The 17633-nt window shown below is 53.0% G+C and carries 20 protein-coding genes; 16 read left to right on the forward strand and 4 right to left on the reverse strand.

Going from position 1 to position 17633, the window contains the following annotated elements; genetic code table 11:
- Nucleotides 1-64: 64 nt before the first annotated feature.
- From M467_RS26925 to hfq, 3 genes are all read left to right on the forward strand, one after another.
- Entirely contained in the window at nt 65-658 is a 594-nt protein-coding gene (locus M467_RS26925) for an AmiS/UreI family transporter (RefSeq protein ID WP_031200223.1), read from the forward strand.
- A 238-nt stretch (nt 659-896) separates the two neighbouring features.
- Nucleotides 897-1847: a tRNA (adenosine(37)-N6)-dimethylallyltransferase MiaA gene (gene miaA, locus M467_RS26930; RefSeq protein WP_021067303.1), complete on the forward strand. Its 951-nt coding sequence runs from the start codon at nt 897-899 to the stop codon at nt 1845-1847.
- A 12-nt stretch (nt 1848-1859) separates the two neighbouring features.
- Nucleotides 1860-2108, forward strand: a complete 249-nt coding sequence (gene hfq / locus M467_RS26935; RefSeq protein ID WP_021067304.1) for an RNA chaperone Hfq — start codon at nt 1860-1862, stop codon at nt 2106-2108.
- Nucleotides 2109-2150: 42 nt separating this feature from the next.
- Here hfq and M467_RS26940 read toward each other — a convergent pair whose 3' ends face one another.
- Nucleotides 2151-2663, reverse strand: coding sequence for a hypothetical protein (locus tag M467_RS26940; RefSeq protein WP_021067305.1), 513 nt, complete (start codon nt 2661-2663; stop codon nt 2151-2153).
- Nucleotides 2664-2819: 156 nt separating this feature from the next.
- Here M467_RS26940 and M467_RS26945 point away from each other — a divergent pair, with 156 nt between their 5' ends.
- From M467_RS26945 to M467_RS26970, 6 genes are all read left to right on the forward strand, one after another.
- Nucleotides 2820-3998, forward strand: coding sequence for a hypothetical protein (locus M467_RS26945; protein ID WP_021067306.1), 1179 nt, complete (start codon nt 2820-2822; stop codon nt 3996-3998).
- Nucleotides 3999-4013: 15 nt separating this feature from the next.
- On the forward strand, nt 4014-4943 hold the full coding sequence (locus tag M467_RS26950; protein WP_021067307.1) for a CobW family GTP-binding protein: 930 nt from the start codon (nt 4014-4016) through the stop codon (nt 4941-4943).
- A complete protein-coding gene (locus M467_RS26955; RefSeq protein ID WP_035385674.1) occupies nt 4940-5725 on the forward strand; it encodes a 5'-3' exonuclease in 786 nt (261 codons plus the stop codon). Before M467_RS26950 ends, M467_RS26955 begins: the two co-directional genes overlap by 4 nt.
- The gene (locus M467_RS26960) at nt 5706-6095 is read left to right on the forward strand and encodes a reverse transcriptase-like protein (protein ID WP_021067309.1); all 390 of its coding nucleotides are present in this window, start codon (nt 5706-5708) and stop codon (nt 6093-6095) included. Before M467_RS26955 ends, M467_RS26960 begins: the two co-directional genes overlap by 20 nt.
- A 106-nt stretch (nt 6096-6201) precedes the next feature.
- A complete protein-coding gene (gene fumC, locus M467_RS26965; RefSeq protein ID WP_021067310.1) occupies nt 6202-7602 on the forward strand; it encodes a class II fumarate hydratase in 1401 nt (466 codons plus the stop codon).
- 169 nt (nt 7603-7771) lie between these two features.
- Nucleotides 7772-9259: a GGDEF domain-containing protein gene (locus M467_RS26970; protein ID WP_021067311.1), complete on the forward strand. Its 1488-nt coding sequence runs from the start codon at nt 7772-7774 to the stop codon at nt 9257-9259.
- Between the two features lie 14 nt (nt 9260-9273).
- Here the strand turns inward: M467_RS26970 and M467_RS26975 are convergent, their stop codons facing one another.
- Nucleotides 9274-9753, reverse strand: coding sequence for a dihydrofolate reductase (locus M467_RS26975; protein ID WP_021067312.1), 480 nt, complete (start codon nt 9751-9753; stop codon nt 9274-9276).
- Nucleotides 9750-10544, reverse strand: coding sequence for a thymidylate synthase (locus M467_RS26980; RefSeq protein WP_021067313.1), 795 nt, complete (start codon nt 10542-10544; stop codon nt 9750-9752). The genes M467_RS26975 and M467_RS26980 overlap by 4 nt, the downstream gene beginning before the upstream one ends.
- 222 nt (nt 10545-10766) lie before the next feature.
- On the opposite strand from M467_RS26980, the gene M467_RS26985 reads away from it, so the two are divergent.
- The 4 genes from M467_RS26985 to M467_RS27000 all read left to right on the forward strand — a co-directional run bounded on the left by M467_RS26985 (nt 10767) and on the right by M467_RS27000 (nt 14266).
- The gene (locus M467_RS26985) at nt 10767-11687 is read left to right on the forward strand and encodes an NAD(P)-dependent alcohol dehydrogenase (RefSeq protein ID WP_021067314.1); all 921 of its coding nucleotides are present in this window, start codon (nt 10767-10769) and stop codon (nt 11685-11687) included.
- A gap of 99 nt (nt 11688-11786) precedes the next feature.
- Nucleotides 11787-12311, forward strand: coding sequence for a type 1 glutamine amidotransferase domain-containing protein (locus M467_RS26990; protein WP_021067315.1), 525 nt, complete (start codon nt 11787-11789; stop codon nt 12309-12311).
- A gap of 26 nt (nt 12312-12337) precedes the next feature.
- Nucleotides 12338-13072, forward strand: a complete 735-nt coding sequence (locus M467_RS26995; protein ID WP_031200225.1) for a Bax inhibitor-1/YccA family protein — start codon at nt 12338-12340, stop codon at nt 13070-13072.
- 75 nt (nt 13073-13147) lie between these two features.
- The gene (locus M467_RS27000; protein WP_021067317.1) at nt 13148-14266 is read left to right on the forward strand and encodes an NAD(P)/FAD-dependent oxidoreductase; all 1119 of its coding nucleotides are present in this window, start codon (nt 13148-13150) and stop codon (nt 14264-14266) included.
- Nucleotides 14267-14332: 66 nt separating this feature from the next.
- Here M467_RS27000 and M467_RS27005 read toward each other — a convergent pair whose 3' ends face one another.
- A complete protein-coding gene (locus M467_RS27005; protein ID WP_021067318.1) occupies nt 14333-14896 on the reverse strand; it encodes a TetR/AcrR family transcriptional regulator in 564 nt (187 codons plus the stop codon).
- Between the two features lie 122 nt (nt 14897-15018).
- Here M467_RS27005 and M467_RS27010 point away from each other — a divergent pair, with 122 nt between their 5' ends.
- From M467_RS27010 to M467_RS27020, 3 genes are all read left to right on the forward strand, one after another.
- Complete coding sequence (locus M467_RS27010; RefSeq protein WP_021067319.1) at nt 15019-15891, forward strand: ABC transporter ATP-binding protein; 873 nt, start codon at nt 15019-15021, stop codon at nt 15889-15891.
- Nucleotides 15892-16689 (forward strand): ABC transporter permease subunit, encoded by a 798-nt coding sequence (locus M467_RS27015; protein ID WP_021067320.1) that lies wholly within the window; start codon nt 15892-15894, stop codon nt 16687-16689. It abuts the gene before it with no gap.
- A gap of 66 nt (nt 16690-16755) precedes the next feature.
- Entirely contained in the window at nt 16756-17568 is an 813-nt protein-coding gene (locus tag M467_RS27020; RefSeq protein WP_021067321.1) for an aldo/keto reductase, read from the forward strand.
- Nucleotides 17569-17633 lie beyond the last annotated feature (65 nt).

Here is a 17633-nt window from a genome sequence, read left to right on the forward strand (position 1 = left end):
ATTCAAGTTACAGTGGACGTAGATAAAATTAGACGTCAGACATCTGTATGAAGGAGCAATGAGTGTGGGGAATATAAGTTTATTATTTGGAGGCGTGGCACTGTTCATCAACAGCCTCGTTTTGTTTGGAAAAGTGGACGTTAAGAGTGCGGGTGTGTTTAGTCTGTTCACAGGCCTGTTGCAGACGTTCATCGCGACGTGGCTCGTCATCGGGGCGAGTTCGGCGGAGATGTTTGGATATGCGAGCATCTACTTGTTCGCGTTCACGTATTTGTACGTAGGTGTGACGTTCCTGTTCGATTTGGACGGTCGGGGCGTCGGATGGTTCTCGCTCTTCGTATCGATTTCGGCCGTCTTCTATGCGGTGATCGCATTCACGACGGGCGATGTGATGGGAGCAGTCACGTGGTTGTTCTGGTCGCTCTTGTGGGGACTGTTCTTCATGGGGATGGGCCTAGGGCGGCAGATTGACGGATTGACGGCCCGGGTCGCATTCGTGCTCGCCTGGTTGACCTTGATTATTCCGGCACTGTTCGGTCTCGCAAATTTGATGACGCCGCTCTATGGCGTTATGTGGTGGGCCGCGAGCGGCACCGCGATCCTTTATTTTGGATTGACGATGTGGCGCCAGCGCCGTTTAGTAGAAGTGACACAATGAACGATGCTCCTTTGGGAGCGTCGTTTTTTTGCGCATTTATTTGTGTCTAAAATGTGAAAAGTGGGAATGAGATACGTAAAGGAGGCGACCTCGGATGAGTGACGGCTTAATTTTACTGATGGGACTATTATTATGCGGATGGATGCTGTTTGCGGTCGTGTTTGATGATACAATTAAAAGAAGAATTTAACGGGCCGTTTCCTTTAAGGGACGGTCTTTCGTTTGAGGAGTGACAAGGATGGAAAAGACACCAGTCATCGTCCTCGTCGGACCGACGGCTGTCGGGAAGACGAAGACAGGGATTGAGCTCGCCAAAGCGTTTAACGGTGAGATCGTATCGGGCGACTCGGTCCAAGTGTACCGCGGGATGGATATCGGTTCGGCAAAAGTGACGGTCGAGGAGGCGGAAGGGGTTCCGCATCATTTGATTGATATATGCGACCCGGACGAGGCGATGAGCGTCGCCACTTTCCAAAAGTTGGCCCGGGCGGCGATCGATGATATTTATGCGCGCGGAAAATTGCCGATTCTGGTCGGCGGGACGGGACTCTACATCCGTGCGATTCTCTATGACTATGAGTTCACAGAACGACCGGTCAATCACGAATTGCGAGAAGCGCTCGAGTTAGAAGCTGAGACGGATGGACCTGAGGCGCTGCATGCGCGTCTGCAATCGCTCGATCCAAAACGGGCCGAGAGCATTCATCCGAATAACGTCCGCCGCGTCATCCGGGCCCTTGAAGTCGCGCTCCAAGGCGACGCCCAGGCGATGGACAGCCTCCCGTCGGAACATTACGCCTATAAACTGTTCATCTTGCATGCGGACCGGGACGTGCTCTACTCGCGCATCAACCATCGTGTCGACTTGATGCTCGAAGCGGGCCTCATCGAGGAAGTCGAGCGCTTGCTCGCGGCTGGTTACCGGGACACGCAAGCGATGCGCGCCATCGGTTACAAGGAAGTCGTTCCGTATCTTGATGGATTGATGACCCGAGAGCATATGAGCGAGACGCTCAAACAGCACACGCGCAAGTTCGCAAAACGTCAATTGACATGGTTCCGTCATCAATTTAATGGGATTTGGGTCGATATGGGACGAAAATCATTTGAACTATCGTATCAAAATATTTATGATGAAGTTGAGGAGTTTTTTCGAAAATTCCGATTATTTCAAAGAGACATAGACTAGGGGGAATGCAACATGAAGGCTAGCTATAACATTCAAGACCATTTTTTGAATCAATTACGTAAAGAAATGGTGCCGACGACCGTGTTTTTAGTCAGCGGGTTTCAAATTCGGGGAGTCATCAAATCGTTTGACAACTTCACGGTCATCGTCGAATCGGAAGGGCGCCAACAGTTGATTTATAAGCATGCGATTTCAACGTTCTCACCAGCACGGAACGTCACGTTGTTCGAACCGGAAGCGGTCGAAGTGACAGAAGGCTAATGAACGGCATAAAAAAGAAGCGGCCCGGGGACCGCTCTTTTTTTATGCCGTTTTTACGTTCGGGTCGAAATCGATCGCTTCGAGTACACGATGGACGGCACAACCGCCAAGGAGTGAGTCGAGTTGGTCACAGAGCTGACTCGGTGCCGAGCGATACAAGTGTGTATAGGTTCGTTTCCATGACCGTTCGGCCGACTGGATGCGCACGAGTAGGTCGGCATGGCCGAGTTCTTTCAGCTTCTCGATATTCATCCGGTTCGTCCGGGCGAACGCCGATAAGACGACGGCTTTAGCGAGCGGTGTTTGAATCGGATAGCCGGCGACGACGAGGACGGCCATCGCGCCTTTCATCTCATGTTCGATGACCGAGTCGACGAGCTGGTCCGGCGTATATGGATTGCCGGCATGTCCTGAGACCGCCGCGACGAGTTCGTTATGTGAGACCGGGCAAGTCGATGCCTGTAAAATACTGGCGATAGTTGAGTGTGTAGTGGCGTAACGTGTCGCTTCCCCTGTTGCGATCAACCGTTCATACGTATCTACCAATGAAATCATATGAGTTCCCCCTTTATCTAGCTGCCTTTATCGTATCAATTCTCGTAAGCGCTTTCAATATAATTTAGAGAACTTCATGACCTATAACGAAAGTATGTTCGCCTCGAAGTGGAAAACGCGATACAATGGGCAAAGAGAAGAAGGAGGGGATTGTTCATGAATTATTACCAACAGATTGATCCGATAACGGGAGGCGGTTTCGACCGGACGCGTTTCCAACTTCCGACCGTCGAAAAAGCGTCGACGCGATTGACTGACCTTACGGACGGGACACCGGTCCAGACGAAAGCGCTCGTCAGTACAGTCGAATTGAGAGAAGGCAAATCGGGTGCCAAATGGCTGCAATTGAATTTGACGACATCGAGCGGACTCATCCGTGCCAAGCAATGGTTGCGTGGCAACGAAGAGCAGTTGTTACCGATTTACGAGTCTGGTGTGATCGAGCTTGAAGGGAAAATCGACGTCTATCCGAAACCGGACGGCGCCAAGTCGATCACAATCGACCGGGCCAAACCGATTGCCCGGGACGAGGCCGTCTCATTGTTGCCAGGTCTTCCTGAAGACGAGACGATGGAACAATACGCCGACGAGCTGTTCGCGATTCTGTCGACGCTCTCGCCTGACTATCAAGCGATTGCGATGTCACTGCTCGACCGCTATTGGGACGATTTCGTCCTGGCGCCGGCTGCACTGTATCATCATCATAACTATGTCGGCGGCCTCTTGAAGCACACGGTTTGTATGCTTCGACTCGGTTATCGCATCCAAGAACAGGACGACCATTTGGCGATGGCGTTCCGGGTCATCAAAGAAGCCGAGCAGTTGCACAAAGTAGACGTATGGAATACGATGAACGGTGTAAAAGTTGAACAGGCGTTCCGGGGCACGTTCGAGTCGCTCTATGCGGCCTGTGAGGCCATCGCGGAATTGAAGGAGCCGCTCCGTTGGGACGAACTCGCGCTCGGGATTTTATTCCATGATATCGGCAAGTTGTTCGAGTACAGTCACTTGCTGTCGTCCCCGAAGCGGTTCGAGCAACTGTTCTCGGTCAACGGCACGAGTGAGACGACCGGCATCTCGATCAATCCGATGGGAAGCTTGATCGGACATATGCCATACGGCGGACTGTTGTTCGAGAAGAGTCAACAGGCCGCAAGCGTCACGTTGCCTCTCGACGCCCATCACCGGATTTGGCATATGATTTTATCCCACCATGGCAAGCGCGAGTGGGGCTCGAGCGTGTTACCGGTCACGACAGAAGCGTGGATGCTTCATTTGATTGACTTGCTGGATGCGCGCTATGAGAAATGGGCGCGAGTTCACGAAAATTTATAAGGTGAGGTGCAGTACATGATTCCCGTGCAATTGGTGACCGGTTTTTTAGGCGCCGGAAAAACGACCTATATGAATCGCTTGCTAGAAGCGACGGACGAGCGGTTGCTCGTCATCGTCAACGAGCTCGGGTCGGTGAATATCGACGAACAGTTGATCGTCAAGATGGACCAAGAGCAGATCGAGTTGTCGAACGGTTGCATCTGTTGCTCGATTCAAAGCGATTTAAGCAAGACGTTCTATCAACTCGCATCAAAGGATACGTTCGACCGCATCGTCATCGAGACGACCGGTGTGGCCGACCCGGCACCGATCATTCAGACGATTTATTATGACGACTACTTACGCACGCGTTTCAAGTTGACGGCGATTTTGACGGTCGTCGATGCCAGTCAACTTGACCGTGAGCTATTTATTGAAGGAATTCATCAAATCGCCTATGCGGACGTAATTTTATTGAATAAAGTCGACCTCGTCGATGAGGATGCGCTCGAACAGGCGCATGAGCGGATTAATGCGCTGAATCCGACCGTTCGAGTCATCGAGACGGTTCAGACGGTCGGCGACTATGACTTGACGGAGAATACGTTCCAGCTCTCACGAGTCGACGAACGGCTCCTCGGTCAACTGACGGCCGGGCACTCGTCGGTCTCATCACTTCGGGCCATCACGCTCACGACGGACGTGCCGCTCAAACGGGAACGTGTCACGCAATACGTCCGAGAAGTGCTCATGCACTATGAAGATGATGTCTATCGCTTGAAGGCGATTGTCCGTTTAGACGGAGAAACATCAAAATTCGTCGTCCAAGCGACGAATCAACTGATGGGGGCGACGTTCGCGAACGAACCGAGCGACGACTCGCGTTCCGTCTTCGTCTGGATTGGAAAGAATCTCGACCGGGACGCGCTCACGCGCGGATTACAAGCTTGTGAGGTGAATTCATGATGAAATTGATGTTGGTCGACGGGTTTAACCTCCTGTCACGTTATTATTTTGCCACAGAGCGTCGTCGGGCTCTCGACCCCGATGTGACGTTGAAGGGGTTACTTCGAAAAGTTGACGGGTGGACGAACGACTTCACGCATATCGCCTTCTTTTGGGACGGACCACGCGAAACGACGCATCGTTACGCCCTCTTTCCGGACTATAAAGCGACTCGCACCGGCTTACCGGAACCGTTGTTCCACGATTACGTCAAGTTGCGGGCAGCGTTGACCGAGCGCGGGATTTTTCAGTCTGAGCTCGCCGGGTACGAGGCCGATGACTTGATTGGGGCCGTCGCGACCGCGTTCCCGGGCGAATCGTATATGTATTCGTCAGACCGCGATTTGCATCAGTTGCTTTCCCCGAACGTGTTTCAAATCGTTCCGAAAAAAGGGGAAGAGATGATTATGAATCGGGAAGTGTTCGTTGCGACGTACGGCGTCCGACCAGAGCAGTTCGTTGATGTGAAGGCGCTCCAAGGCGACGCCTCAGATAATATTCCCGGTGTCCGCGGCATCGGACCGAAGACAGCGACTATTCTTGTCCAGTCATATGACACGGTCGAAACGCTATACGACATCGTAAGACAAGAAGCGCTTCAAGAGGCGCATCAGAAGTTTGCGAAGAAACTCGACGGGCAAGAAGAAGTGGCGCTCTTGTCGAAACGTCTCTCGCTCATCGATATTCATGCACCGATTGAGACCGATTGGGAGGCGTATCGCTTTGGTTCACATTTATTTTGATGCGGCGACGAACCAGGAGGCGGGTGAGAACGGTCTTGGCGTCTGGGTCAAGACGACCGACGGCACGGTGTCCACGTACATCGCCAAACGCGTCGGGTTGACGAGCGTTCAGGCGGAGCTCGCCGCGCTCGCGTTCGCCCTCGAACAAGCACACGAACTGACGGGCGAATCGACGTTCATGTTCTATTCAGACGCCGAGACGGTCGTACGGGCGCTTGAACAGCGCTTCCTCAAAGACCAATCGATGCGTCCGTTGTTCGTCAAGACGCTAACGCTGTATGACGAATTGCCGAATAAGTTCATCAAATGGATTCCGCGAGCAGAGAACCGGGCTCACGACGTGGCGAAACGGGCATTGATGACGGGCTAAAAGTCGGGCGTAGGCCCGACTTTTTGTCAATTGCAGGGGAATGATTTCTTTTTTGCAAAAGTTTCGCTAAAATGAAAGCGTAGTCAAAAAAAGAGGGGGAATTTTCATGGAATATCGGATCGAACGGGACACGATGGGGGAAATCAACGTTCCGGCTTCAGCCAAATGGGGAGCCCAAACACAGCGCAGTCTAGAGAACTTTAAAATCGGGACGGAAAAAATGCCGCTTGAGGTCGTGCATGCCTTCGCGATTTTGAAAAAAGGTGCCGCACTCGCCAACGCCGAGCTCGGTGTGTTGGAGCAAGCGAAAGCCGACGTCATCGCCGAAGTCGCAGATGAGATCGTCGCTGGGCAACATGACGCCGAGTTTCCACTCGTCGTCTGGCAGACGGGTTCAGGGACACAGTCGAACATGAACGTCAACGAAGTCATCGCCCACTTGGCTAACGATAAGTTGAAGGAGCGTGGTCAGACGCTTACGATCCATCCGAATGACGACGTCAACAAGTCGCAAAGCTCGAACGACACGTATCCGACGGCGATGCACATTGCGGCCATCCTAGCAGTCGAGGATCATGTGTTGCCGTCAATCGAGGCGCTCCACGCGACGCTCGCGAAGAAAGCCGAGTCATTCATGGACATCGTCAAGATCGGTCGGACGCACTTGCAAGACGCGACGCCGGTCACGCTCGGTCAAGAGATTAGCGGTTGGGTCCGTATGCTCGAGCTGTCGAAACAGATGATTGAGCGTACGCTCGAACCGTTGACAGAGCTCGCCCTCGGCGGGACGGCAGTCGGGACGGGCATCAACGCCCATCCACAGTTCGGCGAAGTCGTGGCCGAGAAAATCTCGCAAGAGACCGGCAAACAGTTCATCACGGCCGTCAACAAGTTCCATGCGCTCACGAGCCACGATCAGCTCGTATTCACACATGGTGCCTTGAAAGCACTCGCCATGGACGCGATGAAGATCGCCAACGACGTCCGTTGGCTCGCTTCTGGTCCGCGTGCCGGTATCGGCGAGATTTTGATTCCGGAAAACGAACCGGGTAGCTCGATCATGCCAGGTAAAGTCAACCCGACGCAGAGCGAGGCGTTGACGATGGTCGCGGCTCAAGTGCTCGGTAATGATGCGACAATCGGATTCGGGGCGAGCCAAGGAAACTTTGAGTTGAACGTGTTCAAGCCTGTCATCATGTACAACTTCCTCCAGACGTGCCGCCTGTTGACGGACAGTCTACATTCGTTCGACGTGCATTGCGCCGTCGGCATCGAACCGGATTTGGACGTCATCGCACACAACGTGGAACGGTCGCTCATGCTCGTGACGGCACTCAACCCGCATATCGGTTACGAGAACGCAGCCAAAATCGCGAAACTCGCCCATAAAAATGGGACGTCGTTGAAGGAAGCGGCGCTCGAGACTGGACTATTGACGGAAGAGCAGTTCGATCAATGGATTCGTCCGGAAGAGATGACATCTCCTAACCTAAAAGTTGGTAAATAAGGGAAGGGCGGTCCATGACCGCTCTTTAATTATTGTCTATTAGGTCGTAAGCACTAACTTTCTGTAAAACAATAGGGAAAAAATAAGTAAATAGTTGTATTTTCGTGGATGAAGTCGCATAATCATAGTCAGAAGCGAATATCGGGAGAACGAAACTGGGGGGTCGGGAATGAAGCAGCAACTCACAGATCGTATACATAAGATTTTGGCGCAAATCACGAGCGCGAGACAGATTCAAACAACAGACATCGAGTTTTTATTGGATTGGATGAAACAAGAAGTGAAACAGCGACGGTTCATGCACTTGCTTGAAATCTTCAGTCGTGTCGAATCTGACGTGCGTGAGTTGCCGGCCGTCCTGACGCAAGCAGAAGCGATGGCATTGATTGCCCCGGTGAAACGATACATCCATACGATCCTCGGCATCGAGCAAGAAGACGAGGACCTCGTCTTGATTTTGTCGAACAACTTTGCGACGTTCAGTCGTTATAAGCCGCGGGTGGAAAAGCTCGGGGCGCGTCCTGTCTTTTTACAGACGTTAGAAGAAGCCGTCGAATACGATTATGAAGATGTGCCGAAGGCGATCATCATGGACGTCGAATTGTGGGCACGCTTCCCGGAGCGGGCAATCCAATCGTTCGTCAGCAAGATGAAGAAGCTGTACGTCCCGCTTATCGTGATTGGAACGAATGAACATTATCGACTCGCCGCCTACTCGTATGGGTTTGATGACTATTGGGAAGAATGGGTCCCGATGGAAGAGCGGCTCGTGCGGCTCGGACATCATATCGAGAAGGCACGGCTCGTCTCGAACGCGCTGCTCGTCGACGAATTGACAGGCGCCTTCAACCGTAAATACTTGAAAGCGACGTTCAGTCGCTTCATGTCCCGTCTAGAGCGGTCCGGTGAAAGCTTCACTCTCGCGCTGCTCGACATCGACCATTTCAAGCAGTTGAACGATACGTTTGGTCATGCGTATGGGGACGAGGTGCTGCATCGCGTCGCCGAGGAGGTTCGTTTGGCGATTCGCTCGAGTGACGAGTTGATTCGTTACGGCGGGGAAGAGTTCCTCATCATCTTGAACGTGTCCGAGCGCCACGTCGTCGATGCGGTGCTCGAACGGGTCCGCAGCCGAATCGAAGAGATGACGTTTACATACGAGCATCACGTGACGGTGTCCATCGGCTATACGCGCGTCTGTCAGACCGGGATGACACTCGGGGAGTGGTGCGCTTACGCCGACGAGGCGCTCTACAAGGCGAAGCGTGACGGTCGCAATCGAATCATCCGTTATTCGACGGCGGTCCGGGAAGAAAAACGGCTCGCTTACGTGACGATGAGCCCGGAGAAGTACACCATGCTCGCCGAACAGTTGCCGAAACAGCATCGACGATACGAGGTCATCTATCGTCCTTACGACCGTTACGCCTGTAACGATCATATGGAGATGTTCATTTTAGACGAATCGAGTACGACGGAGACGAGAGGGACGCTCTCGGCCGTCAAAGAGCAGCGTGGCAAGTACAGTCATGTGTTAGCGTTGTCGAAACGGACGGCACTCGAGCTCGGTACGCTATACGACGACTTGGCCGAACAGGACCATCATGATGTCATCACTGAAAAAATCGAGCAGTGGCTCGAAAAATTGCCTGATTAAAAAGGGACGTCGACTCAGTCGATGTCCCTTTTGTCATATTGACGGAAAGTGAAGCTATGGGCATGCCGCTCGTCGACCGGATGGAACTGTTCGTCCGTCACGGTGAGCCCGTCCGGCAGCGGTGGATAATACGTGTCCGCCTCGAACGTGCCGTCGACCTCGGTAACATAGAACCGGTCCGTCATCGAGAACGTTTGCTCATAAAGCGTTGCGCCGCCGATGATGTAAAGGTCTGTCGTCTCGGTGTTGAGCGACTCGAGGTCGTGCCAGACATCGACACCTTCAGCTGAAAACGATCGGTCTGACGTGACGACGATATTGCGGCGGTTCGGTAACGGACGACCGATCGATTCGAACGTTTTACGACCCATGACGACCGTTTGGCCCGTCGTGATAGCTTTGAACTGCTTCAAGTCATCGGGCAGGCGCCACAACAAGGCGTTATCTTTCCCGATTTCTCGATTGCTTCCGATGGCGACGACGTGGACGATCATACGCTGACCGCTCCTTTGATATGCAGATGCGGGTCATAGCCGACGATTTCGAAGTCCTCGAAACGGAAGTCCTCGATCGACGTCACGTCTCGCAAGATATTCAATGTCGGGAGCGGGCGTGGCTCACGTGTCAATTGAAGGTTCACTTGTTCGAGGTGGTTATGGTAAATGTGGGCGTCACCGAGCGTATGGACAAAGTCGCCGACCTCAAGGCCGGTCACATGGGCGACCATGTGCGTGAGCAAAGCGTATGACGCGATGTTGAATGGTACGCCGAGGAACGTGTCAGCGCTACGTTGATAGAGTTGGCATGATAGTTTGCCGTCCGCGACATAAAATTGGAACAACAGGTGGCACGGCGGGAGCGCCATGTCCTCGAGTTGCCCAGGGTTCCATGCCGAAACGATGAGGCGGCGCGAATCAGGGTTCGTCTTAATCTGCTCGATCACTTGCGCGAGCTGGTCGACACTCGTGCCGTCTGGTTTCGGGAACGAGCGCCACTGCGCACCGTAGACAGGGCCAAGATTTCCGTCCTCGTCTGCCCATTCGTTCCAAATGCGGACACCGTTGTCTTGAAGGTACTTGACGTTCGTATCACCGGTGATGAACCAGAGTAGTTCATGGATGATTGAGCGGGTATGTAGTTTTTTCGTCGTGACCAGGGGGAACCCCTCCTGAAGATTGAACCGCATCTGGTAGCCGAACACGCTCGTCGTCCCGGTCCCGGTCCGGTCCTCTTTGACGACACCGTGCTCAAGAATATGGGTGCATAAATCATGATATTGCTTCATGTGGGAAGTCCCCTTTCTCGTTCAAATTTACAAAAAGTCGCATTCATTATAACACAATATATTGATAAAATGATGGTCGTTCAGCAGAGTTTTCTTCTAAATATCGATTTGAGAACACTGATGTTTCACAATTTGAAGATGTGACAATAGTAGATTAAACCGTGCAAAAATCCTTTGTCGTGACAGCTCATTGTTTTGTTCAGTCTTGTGAGGAGGAACATGATGAAAGCAGTGATTTGTACCGCATATGGACCACCGGACGTGTTGCAGCTTCAAGAAGTCGAAAAACCGGTGCCAAAATCGGATGAGTTATTGATTCAAGTCCACACCACAGCCGTCCATTCAGGTGACCGGCGGTTGCGGTCACTCGATGTACCGGCCCTAGGCAAGCTGCCGATGCGAATCGTCGTCGGTTTCAAGGCACCCCGCCAACCGATTCTCGGTGTCGTCTTGGCAGGCGAGGTCGTCGAGACGGGTAGTCGTGTCGAGCAGTTCAAGGTCGGCGACCGCGTCTATGCACTGAACGGGATGCGTTTCGGCGGCTACGCTGAATATGCGTGTGTCAAAGCGAGTAAATGTGTTGAACGCATGCCGAACAACGCTAGTTTTGTCGAAGCAGCCAGCTTGCCGTTCGGCGGGACGACGACTCTTCACTTTTTGCGTAAAGCGAAAATCGAACAAGCGAAGACCGTATTAATTTACGGGGCGTCCGGGGCAGTCGGTTCGATGGCCGTTCAAATCGCGAAATATTACGGGGCTCACGTAACGGCAGTCTGTCGGGAGCGAAACTTCGAACTTGTCAGAAGTCTCGGCGCGGACGTGGTGATTGACTACACCATAGACGGCTACGACGAGAAACTGACCACATACGACGCTGTGTTCGATGCGGCTGGTAAAATCGATAAGCGAATGGCCCGGAAACATGTCGCCGAACACGGGAAATTCAGTTCTGTCGCTGGACAAGGACCTGCCAGTGAACGGAAAGAGGATTTGGTTTTCTTGAACGAGCTGTTTGAAGCCGGCCGGTTAAAAGCTGTCATCGATTCGATTTATCCGCTCGAGGACATCGTCGCGGCGCACCGTTACGTTGATGCCGGAGGAAAGGCTGGAAATGTGATCGTGACCGTGACACAAACAAATTGATTCAATCGAGAGCGAGACGCGCACTTGGTGGACAGTCCCTGTTTTCGCCACGTGGCTTATGGGGTATACTTGTGAAAGACAAATAAAGGGAGGGATTCGATGCAATTACAAGGTAAGAACGTGCTGCAAATCGTCAGCGACGACTTTGAAGATTTAGAATTATGGTATCCGGTCCATCGGTTGCGCGAGGAAGGCGCAAACGTCATCCTGGCCGGCGAGAAGGCGGATCACGCCTATATCGGCAAGTACGGCGTCCCGGCAAAATCGGACATCGCGTTCGATGATGTCGACATCTCATCATACGACGCTATCCTCGTCCCAGGTGGCTGGTCCCCAGACTTGTTGCGCCGATTTGATTCGGTGAAAGGGTTCGTCCGTTATATGCATGACGAGAAGCGGCCGATCGGTCAAATCTGTCACGCGGGCTGGGTGTTGATTTCAGCCAAAATTCTCGACGGTGTCAACGTCACGAGCACACCGGGCATTAAAGATGATATGGAAAACGCAGGTGCGATTTGGCATGATGAGCCGGTCGTCGTTGATGGCCATATCGTCTCGAGCCGCCGTCCACCTGACCTACCTGACTATATGCGGGAATTCATCAAAGTCATGGCCAAACACTGAAAATAGAATAAAGGGGTTAACGACAGTTGAGACTTAAATCGAATCCAGTTCTCCGTAAATCGATGGAGACAACAGCTTATAGCACCACGCCGATGACGAAAGCCGGAACGTGGTCGAAAGTGTTCACACTACTCTTGCTCGTCACGGCAGCCGCCGGGACGACGTGGATGCTCGTACCGACGATCGGGGAGGCGCTCTTGTTCCCGCTCATGATCGGTTCGCTCATTCTCGGTTTGATTTTGGCGCTCGTCATCACGTTCAAACCGAGAACAGCACCCGTTGTCGCACCATTGTATGGCATCGTTGAAGGTGTGTTCGTCGGATTGATTTCCTATTTCTTTGAAGCGATGCTCCCGGGCATCGTCGGCCGTGCCGTCTTGACGACGTTCATCGTCGCGTTCGCGATGTGGTTCGTCTACTCGACGGGTCTCGTCAAAGTGACGCAAAAGTTCCGTGCCGGAGTCACAGCCGCGATCTTTACGGTCATGTTGCTCTATCTCGTCCAAATCGGGATGAGTTTCTTCGGTTCAGGACTCCCGTTCATGACGGGCTCGTCACCGCTCGCCATCGGCGTGCAATTTGTGATCGTCATCATCGCCTCACTCGCGCTCGTCCTCGATTTCGACTATATTGCTCGTCAAGTCGAGAGCCGGGCTCCGAAAGAGCTCGAATGGGTCGCAGCGTTCGGTTTGATTGTGACGCTCATCTGGCTCTATATTGAAATTCTTGATTTACTGTATCGCCTCGCCATGCGCGACTGATCATCGGCCTTCGGGCCGGTGATTTTTTATGAAAGGATGTGAAGCCGACATCGAACCGATGAAGGCGCAGCTGTTATGAAAAAAGTGATTGTAATTGGATCAGGAGTCGTCGGCATCTCGACCGCTTACCATTTAGCCGGGAAAGCCGACGTCACCGTCATCGACCGGAAAGAGAAGGGCCGTGCCACCGACGCCGCGGCAGGCATCGTCTGCCCATGGATTGCCCAGCGTCGCAATAAGGCATGGTACGCGCTCGCCAAAGGCGGCGCTCACTACTATGCGACGGTCGTCGAGGACTTGAAACAAGAAGGCGAGACGGAGACCGGCTACAAACGTGTCGGGACGCTCGCCTTGCATGAAGACAAGAAATTGAACGAGATGCAAGAACGGACGGCGCTACGCCGGGAAGAAGCACCAGAAATCGGGGAGTTGACCCGGATGACAGCGGAAGAAGCGAGAGCGCTATTTCCACCGCTCTCGGACGAATATGACGCCCTCCTTGTCGAAGGCGGGGCTCGTGTGGATGGAGAGAAATTGCGAGCGGCCCTCGAACGGGTCGCCGTGAAGCGTGGCGTGACCTTGGTCGACGGTTCGGCCGTCCTCGTCGAAGCGGACGGCTATCATGTCGAGTGCGACGGTGTCCGCTTTGAGGCGGATGAGATTGTGCTCGCCTGTGGGGCGTGGTTGCCCGATTTGATGGAGCCGATCGGCTATACGGCCCGTGTCGCCGGGGAGAAAGCGCAAATCGTGCACGTGCAGCTGCCGGACACGGATGCGTCTGATTGGCCGGTCGTCATGCCACCACGGCGTCGTTATTTGCTCGGGTTTGAAGAAGGGCGAATCGTCATCGGTTCGACGCATGAGCGTGACAAGGCGTTCGACGCACGGCCGACGGCAATCGGAATTCATGAAGTGCTCTCGAAAGGGCTGGAATCGGCCCCTGGACTCGCTGAGGCCGAACTGATTGAGACGCGGGTCGGCTTTCGCCCGGTCACCCCGAACTCGATTCCGATTCTCGGACGCGTTCCGGGAGCGGAGCAGTTGCTCGTCGCGAACGGTCTCGGCTCGTCCGGTTTGACGGTCGGTCCGTTCATCGGGAAAGTGCTCGCCGACCTCGTTCTGACCGGGGACTGCGAGCTTGACCTGTCACTCTATCCAATCGAGGAATCCGTGTTCCGAACGAACGATAAATAACAATGAAATATAAAAAGTCGCCTACCCCCTTACTATATACATAAGAAGGGGGAGGCGACTTTTTTGTTATTTCCGGATGATGCCGTGAAGGAAAAATCGGAAATAATCTTGCATCGATTCGGTCATCGGTGACGTCGACAGGCTCGGGTCGGACAAAATCGCCTGCTGCACGAGTTGGACGTACCGTAAATACGAATCGGTCGACAGCTCCGGGTCAATGGCTCCGCTCGTCTTCCCATATTCAATCAATTGCCGGAATGCGGCGTAGCCCCGACCGGCCAACTGTTGCCACGATGCGTCCGCTTGAATCATCGTCGTAATCGTCTCGTCGAACAGCCCAGCCGTCTCGATTTTACGAGACAAAATCTCAATCAGCAATTGATCGAACGGGACATGGTCAGCGATTTGTGACTCAATCCATCCCATCTGTTCTTCCGTCATCTCGGTCAAGACGGCGATGATCACTTGTTCTTTCGAACCAAAATAATTATAAATCGATACCGGTGAGACCGAGGCGGCGCGGGCCAGCTCGCTCACTGTGAAACGGGACTGTTTCACGGCCATCAGTCGAATGGCCGCGTCTAAAATCGCGCGTCGCTTCGTCTCGGTCCGTTTTGTGAATCCATCCATGGGCATCCTCGCTTCTTTTGTAGTTTTGTAACCAATATACCATTTCCATTTCAAAAAATAACGTGATATACTAGTTTTGTAATCATATAAACTATATATTTCAAAACTAAGGAGTGAGATCAGTGATTCAATTGAAAGGATTGACGAAACGGTTCGATTCATCCCACGGCATCTTCGACGTGTCGTTCACCGTCGAACCTGGTACCGTCTTCGGTTTCATCGGGCCGAACGGGGCAGGGAAATCAACGACGATTCGTCACTTGATGGGATTGCTCCACGCCGATTCCGGTAGTGCCACCGTTATGGGTCACGACTGTTGGAACGAGAGCGAGACGGTGAAGGCGCTCGTCGGTTATTTACCGGGCGAAATCAATTACCCTCAGGATATGACCGGTGAGGATGTCATCCGTCTTACCCGAAAGCTTCATGCGACAAGTGCTGAGCGCGAACGGACGTTGCGTGACGTGTTCGCTTTTGACACATCGCTCAAAGTGCGTAAGATGTCGAAAGGGATGAAACAAAAGCTCGCCATCGTCACGTGTTTCATGAAAGATGTGCCCGTGTATATTCTCGATGAACCGACGAGCGGACTCGATCCGCTCATGCAGGAACGACTCGTCGATTGGGTGATCTCGGAGAAGGCGGCGGGCAAGGCAGTGTTGATGAGTTCGCACCACTTTCCCGAGATGGAGAAGACATGCGACCGGGCCGCGCTCATCCGCGACGGTCGGATGATTATCGAAGCGGAGATGACAGAGTTGAAACGGCATAGTCAGAAGACGTATCGAATCGAATTGAAGGACGAGGTGGCAGCTCAGCGCTTGAGCGAAGAAATTGGTGTGCGGGACGGAGTGGTCGTCACTGTCAACTTGTCGACGGTCGAGGAGTTGAACGACTTGATTCATCGGCTCACTCGTCATGAGGTCCAATCGTTGTCGAGCGGCACCGACGAGCTTGAGGATCTATTCATGCAATATTACGGGGAGGCGAACTAAATGGTTCTCATTTCGGCACTGTTCAAACAAAACGGGAGCTGGATTTTTGGCTACTCGCTCGGGACGAGTCTCTACTTGTTCTTTTTGGCGGCGGTGTTCCCGTCTATCCAAGAGACGGGGCTGATTGAAGGCAAATTGGATTCGTTGCCACCTGAGCTGCTCGATGTGTTCAAAATCGATCCGAATATGGCGATGGACAACGTCATGAATTTATTGGCCGGCAATTACTATGGGCTCATCTTTTACGTGTTGGCGATTCTGTTCGCGCTCACATTCGCCTCACGGCTCATGGCCAAACCAGTCGACTCAGGCGAGGTCATGCTCTATTTGGCCGCACCGATTTCGCGCAGCGGTTACGTGACGGCCAGTCTGATCGTGCTCTTGATGGCGTCAACCTTGCTCGTCGGACTGAATGGGCTTAGTCTCATGCTCGCCAACGTGTTGTTTGATTTACAGATTGACCTCGGCTTATTGTGGACACTTCAGTTGAACGCGGGTCTGATGCTGCTCGTGCTCGGAACGCTCGCTTATGTGCTCGCGAGCCTGTTCGACGACAGTTCGCGGTCCTACATGGTCACGGGAGGGATATTCGCCCTCTTCTTAATGGCGAACGTGTTCTCGGGATTTAGTGACCAGCTCGACTGGTTGAATGCGCTGTCGATTTTCTCGTTGTTTGACGCCAACGCACAAATCCAAGGGGATTCCACGCTTCGTTCTTTCTTCTTGTTGGCGGGGATTCTCGTCGTCGCAATGCTCCTATCTTATGGACGCTTCACGCGAAAAGATTTGACGATTTAGTTTTTCGAAATAGAATGACGGGTATGATACAATCAGCTCGAACAGATTGGAAAGGGGAATGATTGTATGCAACTCGCAACGTTACGCAATGGTGTCAAAATTCCAATGATCGGCTTTGGGGTATGGCAAGTCGACAACGAGACGGAGGCGCCACAGGCCGTCGCCGAGGCACTCAAAGTCGGATATCGCCATATCGATACGGCAGCCGTCTATAAGAATGAAGAGGGTGTCGCCAAAGGGATTCAAGAATCAGGCGTCGCTCGTGAAGATATCTTTTTGACGTCGAAGATTTGGAACGAAGACATTCGCCAGCGTCGGACGAAAGAGGCGTTTGACGAATCACTCGCTCGACTCGAGACTGACTATTTAGATCTTTGTCTGCTCCACTGGCCAGTCGACGGGTTCGTCGAGGCATGGAAAGATTTGATTGACCTCTATGAGGCTGGTAAAATCAAGGCGATCGGCGTGTCGAACTTCAAAGAGCATCATCTCGAGACGTTGAAACAGGAAGGTCTCATGACGCCGCTCATCAACCAAATCGAGCTCCATCCGCAACTCCCGCAACCGGATCTCGTCGAATATTGCCAAGACGAGGGCATCCAAGTCGAGGCATGGAGCCCGCTCATGCAAGGGAAGTTTCTCGATGTCCCGGCCTTTGCCGAGATCGCTGAGAAACATGGGAAGACACCGGCGCAAGTCGTGCTTCGCTGGCATTTAGACACGGGGAACGTCGCGCTTCCGAAATCGGTCACACCGCACCGGATTCAAGAGAACTTCGATGTGTTCGACTTCGCGCTCGATGCAGACGATTTGGCGAAAATCGATGCCGTGGCGACACATGACCGTCTCGGTCCAGACCCGGACGAGATCGACTTTTAAACAAGTGATGCTATTGTCCATGACTCAGGTGGACGATCCCAAATGCGGTGACACTGCCGCTTCTT

It is taken from the genome of Exiguobacterium chiriqhucha RW-2 (assembly GCF_000416965.1).
Taxonomy (GTDB): domain Bacteria; phylum Bacillota; class Bacilli; order Exiguobacteriales; family Exiguobacteriaceae; genus Exiguobacterium; species Exiguobacterium chiriqhucha.

What these genes read in the sequence shown, in the direction of transcription:
- miaA (WP_021067303.1), top strand. Translation starts at nt 897, where the DNA reads ATGGAAAAGACACCAGTCATCGTCCTCGTCGGACCGACGGCTGTCGGG.
- hfq (WP_021067304.1), top strand. Translation starts at nt 1,860, where the DNA reads ATGAAGGCTAGCTATAACATTCAAGACCATTTTTTGAATCAATTACGT.
- M467_RS26940 (WP_021067305.1), bottom strand. Translation starts at nt 2,663, where the DNA reads ATGATTTCATTGGTAGATACGTATGAACGGTTGATCGCAACAGGGGAA.
- M467_RS26945 (WP_021067306.1), top strand. Translation starts at nt 2,820, where the DNA reads ATGAATTATTACCAACAGATTGATCCGATAACGGGAGGCGGTTTCGAC.
- M467_RS26950 (WP_021067307.1), top strand. Translation starts at nt 4,014, where the DNA reads ATGATTCCCGTGCAATTGGTGACCGGTTTTTTAGGCGCCGGAAAAACG.
- M467_RS26955 (WP_035385674.1), top strand. Translation starts at nt 4,940, where the DNA reads ATGATGAAATTGATGTTGGTCGACGGGTTTAACCTCCTGTCACGTTAT.
- fumC (WP_021067310.1), top strand. Translation starts at nt 6,202, where the DNA reads ATGGAATATCGGATCGAACGGGACACGATGGGGGAAATCAACGTTCCG.
- M467_RS26970 (WP_021067311.1), top strand. Translation starts at nt 7,772, where the DNA reads ATGAAGCAGCAACTCACAGATCGTATACATAAGATTTTGGCGCAAATC.
- M467_RS26975 (WP_021067312.1), bottom strand. Translation starts at nt 9,753, where the DNA reads ATGATCGTCCACGTCGTCGCCATCGGAAGCAATCGAGAAATCGGGAAA.
- M467_RS26980 (WP_021067313.1), bottom strand. Translation starts at nt 10,544, where the DNA reads ATGAAGCAATATCATGATTTATGCACCCATATTCTTGAGCACGGTGTC.
- M467_RS26985 (WP_021067314.1), top strand. Translation starts at nt 10,767, where the DNA reads ATGAAAGCAGTGATTTGTACCGCATATGGACCACCGGACGTGTTGCAG.
- M467_RS26990 (WP_021067315.1), top strand. Translation starts at nt 11,787, where the DNA reads ATGCAATTACAAGGTAAGAACGTGCTGCAAATCGTCAGCGACGACTTT.
- M467_RS27000 (WP_021067317.1), top strand. Translation starts at nt 13,148, where the DNA reads ATGAAAAAAGTGATTGTAATTGGATCAGGAGTCGTCGGCATCTCGACC.
- M467_RS27005 (WP_021067318.1), bottom strand. Translation starts at nt 14,896, where the DNA reads ATGGATGGATTCACAAAACGGACCGAGACGAAGCGACGCGCGATTTTA.
- M467_RS27015 (WP_021067320.1), top strand. Translation starts at nt 15,892, where the DNA reads ATGGTTCTCATTTCGGCACTGTTCAAACAAAACGGGAGCTGGATTTTT.
- M467_RS27020 (WP_021067321.1), top strand. Translation starts at nt 16,756, where the DNA reads ATGCAACTCGCAACGTTACGCAATGGTGTCAAAATTCCAATGATCGGC.